General features: G+C 56.3%; 10 protein-coding genes. 2 read left to right on the forward strand and 8 right to left on the reverse strand.

Features of this window, described 5'->3' with window-relative positions; translation table 11 throughout:
- Positions 1–17: 17 nt before the first annotated feature.
- From PEH01S_RS28860 to crcB, 4 genes are all read right to left on the reverse strand, one after another.
- A complete protein-coding gene (locus PEH01S_RS28860; RefSeq protein WP_173426613.1) occupies positions 18–842 on the reverse strand; it encodes a C39 family peptidase in 825 nt (274 codons plus the stop codon).
- Between the two features lie 72 nt (positions 843–914).
- Positions 915–2210, reverse strand: a complete 1296-nt coding sequence (aroA, locus tag PEH01S_RS28865; protein ID WP_025853238.1) for a 3-phosphoshikimate 1-carboxyvinyltransferase — start codon at positions 2208–2210, stop codon at positions 915–917.
- Positions 2211–2233: 23 nt separating this feature from the next.
- A complete protein-coding gene (locus PEH01S_RS28870) occupies positions 2234–2617 on the reverse strand; it encodes a fluoride efflux transporter FluC (RefSeq protein WP_025853239.1) in 384 nt (127 codons plus the stop codon).
- On the reverse strand, positions 2614–3069 hold the full coding sequence (gene crcB, locus PEH01S_RS28875) for a fluoride efflux transporter CrcB (protein WP_246063095.1): 456 nt from the start codon (positions 3067–3069) through the stop codon (positions 2614–2616). Before crcB ends, PEH01S_RS28870 begins: the two co-directional genes overlap by 4 nt.
- A gap of 66 nt (positions 3070–3135) precedes the next feature.
- Here crcB and PEH01S_RS28880 point away from each other — a divergent pair, with 66 nt between their 5' ends.
- Positions 3136–3423, forward strand: a complete 288-nt coding sequence (locus tag PEH01S_RS28880; RefSeq protein ID WP_036715521.1) for a rhodanese-like domain-containing protein — start codon at positions 3136–3138, stop codon at positions 3421–3423.
- A gap of 2 nt (positions 3424–3425) precedes the next feature.
- Here the strand turns inward: PEH01S_RS28880 and PEH01S_RS28885 are convergent, their stop codons facing one another.
- Complete coding sequence (locus tag PEH01S_RS28885) at positions 3426–3941, reverse strand: shikimate kinase (protein WP_025853241.1); 516 nt, start codon at positions 3939–3941, stop codon at positions 3426–3428.
- Positions 3942–4105: 164 nt separating this feature from the next.
- On the opposite strand from PEH01S_RS28885, the gene PEH01S_RS28890 reads away from it, so the two are divergent.
- Entirely contained in the window at positions 4106–4447 is a 342-nt protein-coding gene (locus tag PEH01S_RS28890; protein WP_025853243.1) for a hypothetical protein, read from the forward strand.
- A gap of 4 nt (positions 4448–4451) precedes the next feature.
- On the opposite strand, the gene gndA is transcribed toward PEH01S_RS28890, so the two are convergent.
- The 3 genes from gndA to PEH01S_RS28905 all read right to left on the reverse strand — a co-directional run.
- Positions 4452–5864 (reverse strand): NADP-dependent phosphogluconate dehydrogenase, encoded by a 1413-nt coding sequence (gene gndA, locus PEH01S_RS28895; protein ID WP_025853244.1) that lies wholly within the window; start codon positions 5862–5864, stop codon positions 4452–4454.
- Positions 5865–6081: 217 nt separating this feature from the next.
- Positions 6082–6849, reverse strand: coding sequence for an SDR family oxidoreductase (locus tag PEH01S_RS28900; protein WP_025853245.1), 768 nt, complete (start codon positions 6847–6849; stop codon positions 6082–6084).
- A gap of 13 nt (positions 6850–6862) precedes the next feature.
- A partial coding sequence (locus PEH01S_RS28905) for an FGGY-family carbohydrate kinase (RefSeq protein WP_246063096.1) occupies positions 6863–7600 on the reverse strand: 738 nt, incomplete at its 5' end.

Raw genomic sequence — 7600 nt, forward strand, 5'->3', positions numbered from 1 at the left:
ATCACTCCTCGCTTCATTTATTTTGCCTTCGAATAGCTTAACGCTTGACGTCCCATCGCTTCCCATGTCGCGATAAACGCTTCTTTGTCGATTTTCTTGTTGCTTTGGCCGGCAAGCGGGTCGTTCACATAGACATACTGTTCGTCAAAGCCGACCAGCAGCACCGCATGCTCCATAAAGGTCGTCTCGATCGGACCGATCGGCGTATCCCATACGACCCAATTGTCCGGAACTTTATAATTAATGGTGGTCCAGACGACGGACGGAACCCCCTGGATCAATTGATCTTCGAGCTTCGAGAACGGCTCCTTGGTCAGATCTTGCGCCGTAGGAACATAGGCCTTAAGCAGCTCGAACAAGGCGGTATGATAGATCCCGAACCCTTTGGCAGCCCCCGTGACTTCTCCGACGAATCCGGTGTTCGGATTGCCCCAATAAGCGATCGAGCCGTTTTTGTTATAACGGATCGGAGTCGGATCTTTTTTCATCTCGGGGACCAAATCCATCTTGGATTTGTTTACGCCGTAAAATTGCAGCAGCATCGCAAGACTCGTCACTTCGCATCCGGAAGGAAGCTCGGGCAGCTGCCGAATATGCGGCGCTTCAAGCAATACGCTCTTCGGCCGCTCGGCAGGCTTCTCCGCAGGCGGTGCGGCGGCGCTTGCGGCAGCCTTGGCCGCGGCGGCCTCTTGCTCCGCGTAGGCCACGGTCGGGTCCCGGAACCACGTCTGTCCCGTTAGTTTAGCGTAAAGCAGCACGGCAAATACGCCGCTGGCAAAGAGAAGCCCTGTGATGAGAAATAAAGCAAGCGTGACCTGGATTCCTTTCCATAATACGGTCACGTCCTTCACCGCCTCGTTACGATCAGCATGCCGATCATGATGATGGGTTAAGCAGCGCCGACGCGCGGCGCTTTACTCTTGAACCAGTTCGATCTGCGCCCCGAGCGACAGCAAATGCTCGAAGTAATGCGGATAAGATTTGGCCACATGGTGCGCGTCGTTGATAATCAAGCCCTGCTCGGAGCGGAGGCCGACGACCGTAAGCGCCATAATGACGCGGTGGTCGAAGTGCGCGTTAATCTCGACGCCGCCCGTTACGCCCTGCGGACGCCCGTGGACGATGATCTCGCTTTGCCTTTCTTCCACATCCGCTCCGGCTTTGCGCAGCTCGTTGACAAAATCCGTAATGCGGTCGCATTCTTTGTAGCGCAGGTTCTCTACATTGTAAAAGCGCGACGTGCCTTCCGCGAACACCGCCGCAGCGACCATCGCCAGCACGGCGTCGGTAAAATGATCCCCGTCGAATTCGCCTGCGGTCAGCTTCTGATTGCCGCGAATCCGAACGGTATCGTTCTCGTGGGTCAGATCGACGCCCATCGCGCGGAGGACATCAACGACGGCCCTCTCGCCCTGCTTGCTTTGCTCCGCCAGATGAAGCACCGTCACGTCCGAATGCGTCACGGCCGCTGCGGCCAGGATGGCGGCAGAGCCCGGATAATCGCCCTGAACCGTATAGTTCTGGGGCTTATACTGCTGTTTGCCTGGAATTTTATAATGCATCAAGTCGTCGGACGCTTCGATCTTCACGCCCGCTTGGGCAATCACTTCCAACGTCTGGCCGACGATAATTTTCGATTTCAAATCGTGCAGCACCGTAATTTCGCTATCCTCATCCAACAGAGGAGCAACGAATAGCAAGGAGCTTAAAAATTGCGAGCTGACGTTCCCGGAAACGGTAATTTTTCCGCCCCGCGGTTGGCCGCCCCGAATCGTAATCGGCAGCTTTCCTTCACGGTGGTCGACCTCGACTCCCATCTGCTTCAGGGCATCGATCAGATCGTCATGGGGCCGTTTGCCCAAGGAATCCGGGTAAGCGTTAATGAACGTCACCTCCGGACAAAAAGCGGCGACCGACATCAAAAAGCGGAGTACCGCTCCCGCATTGCCGACATTCAGCTCGCTTACATGCTTCGGATGACGGCCGAAGCCGCGGATCGTCATCTTTTCGTCGTCCTCTTCCAGCACGGCACCCAAGTCCCGAATACAGCGGCGCATCGCGTCGCTATCCTCGCTGTGGGCCGGATAGTACACTGTGCTCGTCCCGTCCGCAAGCGCGGCGATGAGCAAATAACGGGTCGTGTAGTTTTTGGAAGACAGCGCGTTAATCGTCCCGCCCAAACGCGGGGTCGGTTTGACAATGGCTTTCATCGTAAAGTATCTCTCCTTGTCCGTCAGTGCTTTATATATGTAAGCGAAAGGATATAGCCTGCATAAGCAAGCAGCAAACCGAAAGTATACGACAGCCCCATATACAGCCAGGCCGTCCGGCCTTCGCCTTGGCGAAGCAGCGCTTCGCTTTCCAGCTTTAGCGTCGAAAAGGTCGTGAATGCTCCCATAAATCCGCTGCCGAGGAGCGCCATCAGCCGGCCGTCTGCCCCTCCTCCCCATAGGACGCCCAATAAAAACGAACCTGCAAGATTGATCGTCAACGTTCCGTATGGCAGAGAGGTTTTAAGCCGTTCCGCGATCCGGCTGCCGATCCAATACCTTGCCACGGCGCCGGCAAAGCCTCCTGCGCTTACGAGGAGCAGCGTTCCTAATGTATTCGACATCATTCCTCAGAACCCCTTTTTACCGCCGTCAAATTTAAGCCGAACCGGCGTCCGAGACGAATGCAGCCGATTCCGCCCCACAGACTGACGATAAAATAAAGAGCGGCGATCGACCATAGCTGCTGCTGAAGCATGGATGCGAGCTCCCAGCTTAACGTCGAGAAGGTCGTAAACGCTCCGACGAAGCCGGTCGTCAGCGCGGCGCGAAGGTCCGGATACCGTTTCAAACCGGGCAAATAGGCCAGAAAGCCAAGTATCAGGCACCCGGCAAGGTTACACAGCAGCGTTCCCCATGGCAGCGCAGCGACCTGCTGCGTGTTCATGGCGACGGACAATCCGTACCGTGCCAGCGCTCCGGCGATTCCCGCCAGACCTATATAAAGTACGGTCATCCGATATCGTCCCCATTCGAAATTAGCGTCGTCAACGACCCGCGTTTCCACTTTGTTTGACACGCTGCCGTTTTCTTTTTATGATGAAGGCAAGTCGGCCGCAAGCCGAACGAGAAGGAGGCTGTATGGATGCAAACGATAACCCCGCAAGAAGTCAAACAACGGCTTGAAAACGGCGAAAAGCTTACCATCATCGACGTTCGCGAACCGGAAGAAGTCGCGCTCGGCATGATCCCGGGCGCCAAGCATATTCCCTTAATGGAAATTCCCCAGCGCCTCGGCGAGATCCCCCAGCACAGCGAAACGATTCTCGTCTGCCGCAGCGGCAACCGCAGCGGACGGGCGCTTCAATATTTGGAAGCCCAAGGTTTCACCGGGCTTGTCAACATGACCGGCGGCATGCTGGAGTGGGAGTAGCTTTAAACCCGCTCCCGCTCCAAGCGGCTGCAAATTTCGTCAACGATCTGCCCGACGGACTTGCCGTCCGTGTCCACATGAAGATCCGCAAAATCGTATGCGTGCTTGCGGCTCTCCATGATATGGCGTACGCGTTCTTCGACTCCGCCCTGCAGCAAAGGACGGCTTTGATCGGACCGGACCCGCTCGATGATCGTTTCGGCCGACGCCTTCAGCGCCACAACCAGACCGCCGCGCTGCATAAGTGTCCGGTTCTGCTCTGCTAGAACGGCCCCGCCCCCGGTCGCTATCACTTGATGCCGACCCTGCAGCGTCCGTTCGATTGTTTCGCTTTCCGCTTGGCGGAAGAAGGGCTCTCCAAGTTCCGCAAACATGCGGGTAATGCTCATTCCGTGTGCCCGCTCAATGGCGGCGTCCGTATCCTCGTACACCCAGTTCAATCTCGAAGCGAGCGCTTGTCCGACGGAGGATTTGCCGGTTCCCATCAAACCGACCAACACGATGTTACGGTATTCCACTTCCCTGCACCTCTGACTTTCGCATCATTCAACTGACCCTATCATATCATAGCCGGCACCGTGTGAATAGAAAGTTTGGCAAAAACATAAGATGGTTGTGAATAAATCCCAGCCAGATCAGTCATGATGTTAATGCACATTTCCCGAAGGGAGAACACGGTTATATGACGCAAGGCGCTCTGCCGCAATCCAGCGCGGGTGGTCCCGACTGGACCGAGCACAAGCTGGAACAAATCATGGACCCCACAAGACCCTTATGCCGAGAAGAAATCGTCTGGATGCTGGAGTATATTAAAAAAAAGGTGGCCGAGGAAGACCCGAACTTGACGGATCTTTCCCAGCCACGGCTGCTTAAAAATTTCAGATATTTCGCCGAAATCGCTTTGATGCTCATTCAGCGGCGGGGCGGCCACGATATGGAGGCCGACCGGCTCAAATGCTGGCTGTACGAAGCGTCCTTCGGTCTGCATCCGGTCAAGCCGGGCCGCATCAAAAGGCACCTGTAGCCGCTTAGTTTTCCATCCAGTGGAAGTGGAAGGTGCCTTCTTTGTCGACCCGCTTAAAGGTATGCGCACCGAAATAATCGCGCTGCGCCTGCAGCAGGTTCGCCGGCAAGCGCTCGGTCCGGTAGCTGTCGTAGTAAGCGAGCGCGGAAGCGAAGGCCGGAACCGGCACGCCGCGGGTAATTGCCGTTGCGACGACGCTTCTCCAAGCGTCTTGGTACTGCTCCACGATGCCCTTGAAGTATTCGTCAAGCAGCAGGTTTTTCAGCTCCGGGTTGCGGTCGTACGCATCCTTGATGTTCTGCAGGAACCGGGCGCGGATGATGCAGCCGCCGCGGAAAATCATCGCAATGCTGCCGTAGTCCAGGCTCCAGTTGTATTCCTCGCTTGCCGCTCTCATTTGGGCGAAGCCCTGCGCGTAAGAGCAAATTTTGCTCGCATAGAGCGCCTTTCTTACAGCTTCGATAAACGCTGCACGGTCGCCGTCGAACGCCGCTTGCTTCGGTCCGTTCAGTACTTTGCTGGCGGCAACGCGCTCTTCTTTCATGGCCGAGATGAAGCGGGAGAAGACGGATTCGGTAATGATGGACAGCGGAACGCCGAGATCGAGCGCGCTTTGGCTTGTCCATTTGCCCGTACCCTTCTGGCCGGCGGAATCGAGAATGACATCGACCATCGGCTTGCCCGTTTCCGGATCGTACTTGGTGAAGATGTCGGTCGTGATTTCGATCAGATAGCTGTCCAGCTCGCCCTTGTTCCAGTCGGCGAAAATCTCGTGAAGCTCCTGCGTGCTAACGCCAAGCACGTCTTTGAGCAGGTGGTACGCTTCGCAGATGAGCTGCATGTCGCCGTACTCGATGCCGTTATGCACCATCTTGACGTAATGGCCGGCACCGTCCGGTCCGATGTAGGTGCAGCAAGGGTCGCCGTTCACTTTGGCCGAAATGGCCGTCAGAATCGGAGCAACCAGCTCGTACGCGTCCTTTTGCCCGCCCGGCATGATGGCAGGGCCTTTCAGCGCGCCTTCCTCGCCGCCCGACACGCCGGTACCGATAAAGCGGAGGCCGTGCGCTTCCAGCTCTTTGTTGCGGCGCTGGGTATCCGGGAAAAACGCGTTGCCGCCGTCGATGATGATATCGCCTTTTTCCAGATGAGGCACCAACTGGTTAATCGTATCGTCCGTCGCATGGCCCGCTTGCACCATGATCAAAATTTTGCGAGGCGTTTCGAGCGAAGCTACGAATTCCTCGATGCTGTATGTACCGACCAGCTTCTTGCCTTGCGCCTCAGCGAGCAGCGCATCCGTTTTCTCCCGCGAACGGTTGAAGACGGACACCGTGAAGCCTCTGCTTTCGATGTTCAGAGCCAGGTTTTTCCCCATGACCGCAAGACCGATAACGCCGACTTGTTGTTTGGACATTGTGGTTTCTCTTCCTTCCTTTTTCTATTTTAATTTGACGATTTAAGGGTCTGGAATTTCTCCCAAGAGACGAAGGTCAGAATATCCATCGGAGAGCCTGCGTGTCGCCTTTGAAAATGGATTCTTACCGCAAAGTAAGTTTTATGGAATCCATTTTCAAGAGCGACCGGAGATGGATATTGCTGCACCGCAATCCGATGGGAATTGGTTTCCACCCTTAAATCGTCATCGCCCCGAAGCCCCCGTCCACCCGCAGCACCGTGCCGGTGACGAAACTCGAAGCTTTCTCCGAAGCCAGATACACGGCTGCGCCCTGAAGCTCTTCCGCTTCGCCGAAACGATTCATCGGCGTATGACGCATGATGGATTCGACACGCTCGGGAGACAAAATTTTGCGGTTTTGCTCGGCCGGGAAGAAGCCCGGAATGATGGCATTGACACGCACGCGCGCCGGAGCGAATTCGCGCGCCAGAAATTGGGTGACGTTGTTCACGGCCGCTTTGGAAGCGGAGTACGTAAACACTTTGGACAGCGGCGGATCCGAAGACACGGAGGAAATGTTAATGATGCTGCCTCCTTCGCCCTTGTCCACCATATGCTTCCCAAAAATTTGACACGCCAACACGACGCTTTTGAGATTCACTTCCATAATCGAATCCCATTCGTCCATCGTAATGTCAAAAAACGGCGTCGCGCTGTTTTTGCCCGGACAGTTCATCAAAATATCGCAGCGTCCCGTCCATGCAAGCACCTCGGACAATACCCGCTTCAAGTCCTCGGCCTTCGTCGCATCCGCCGAAAAGCACTTGGCCCGTCCGCCCGACGCTTCGATCCGCTTGGCGACTTCCTCGGATTTCTCCATATTGCGCCCGACTATCGCGACATCCGCCCCGTGTCCGCCAAGCGCAACCCCCATCGTTCCGCCCAAGGTGCTGTTGCCTCCGATGATAACCGCCGTTTTTCCCGATAAATCGAATAAGTTCATGGCCCGATGCCCCCTAAGATTTCGTGTGAATCTGTTGAAAGGCGGCGATGGCATCAAACTCATCCTTCAACTGATGGTACACACGATTATAAATTTTTGTCAACTGTTGATATACATCATGATTCGGCTCGCTTGCGCGAAGCGACTGCTCCACCTGCATCCAATCGTGAACGCTGGAGAAATCTTTAATCTCGCCGAGCGCCAGCATGCCGAGCTGCGCCGCCCCGAGGCCGGAGCTTTCGATCGTATTCGGCACGGCGACGTTCGCATTCAGCACGTCGGCCATCATCTGCAGCCAGAACGAGGAGCGGGCAAAGCCGCCGGAGGCGCGTACCTCCCGGGTCGGGCCGCTAAGCTCCTCCAGCGCGGAAACGACCGAATGAATCCGGTACATGACGCCTTCCAGCACCGCCCGGATCATATGCTTCTTCTGGTGATAAAGCGATAGTCCGAAAAATACGCCGCGCGCGTTGGCGTTCCAGTACGGCGCCCGCTCGCCGGTAAGCAGCGGCAGGAAGATAAGTCCGTCCGAGCCGGGAGCCACCTCGCGCGCCAGAGACGTCAAATAGTCGTACGGGTCCATGCCCCTTCGGCGTCCTTCCTCCGCTTCCGCCGTGGCGAGCTGATCGCGCACCCAGCGGAACATGATGCCGCCGTTGTTGATCGCGCCGCCGACGACCCAGAAATCTTCCTTGAGCGCATAGCAGAACAGCCGGCCCTTCGGATCGGTTATCGGCTCGCGCACGACGCC

It is taken from the genome of Paenibacillus ehimensis NBRC 15659 (assembly GCF_004000785.1).
GTDB classification, from domain to species: Bacteria; Bacillota; Bacilli; order Paenibacillales; family NBRC-103111; genus Paenibacillus_G; species Paenibacillus_G ehimensis.

Excerpts from the sequence above, each read along its gene's own strand:
- aroA (WP_025853238.1), bottom strand. The coding sequence starts at position 2,210 with ATGAAAGCCATTGTCAAACCGACCCCGCGTTTGGGCGGGACGATTAAC.
- PEH01S_RS28870 (WP_025853239.1), bottom strand. The coding sequence starts at position 2,617 with ATGATGTCGAATACATTAGGAACGCTGCTCCTCGTAAGCGCAGGAGGC.
- PEH01S_RS28880 (WP_036715521.1), top strand. The coding sequence starts at position 3,136 with ATGCAAACGATAACCCCGCAAGAAGTCAAACAACGGCTTGAAAACGGC.
- PEH01S_RS28890 (WP_025853243.1), top strand. The coding sequence starts at position 4,106 with ATGACGCAAGGCGCTCTGCCGCAATCCAGCGCGGGTGGTCCCGACTGG.
- gndA (WP_025853244.1), bottom strand. The coding sequence starts at position 5,864 with ATGTCCAAACAACAAGTCGGCGTTATCGGTCTTGCGGTCATGGGGAAA.
- PEH01S_RS28900 (WP_025853245.1), bottom strand. The coding sequence starts at position 6,849 with ATGAACTTATTCGATTTATCGGGAAAAACGGCGGTTATCATCGGAGGC.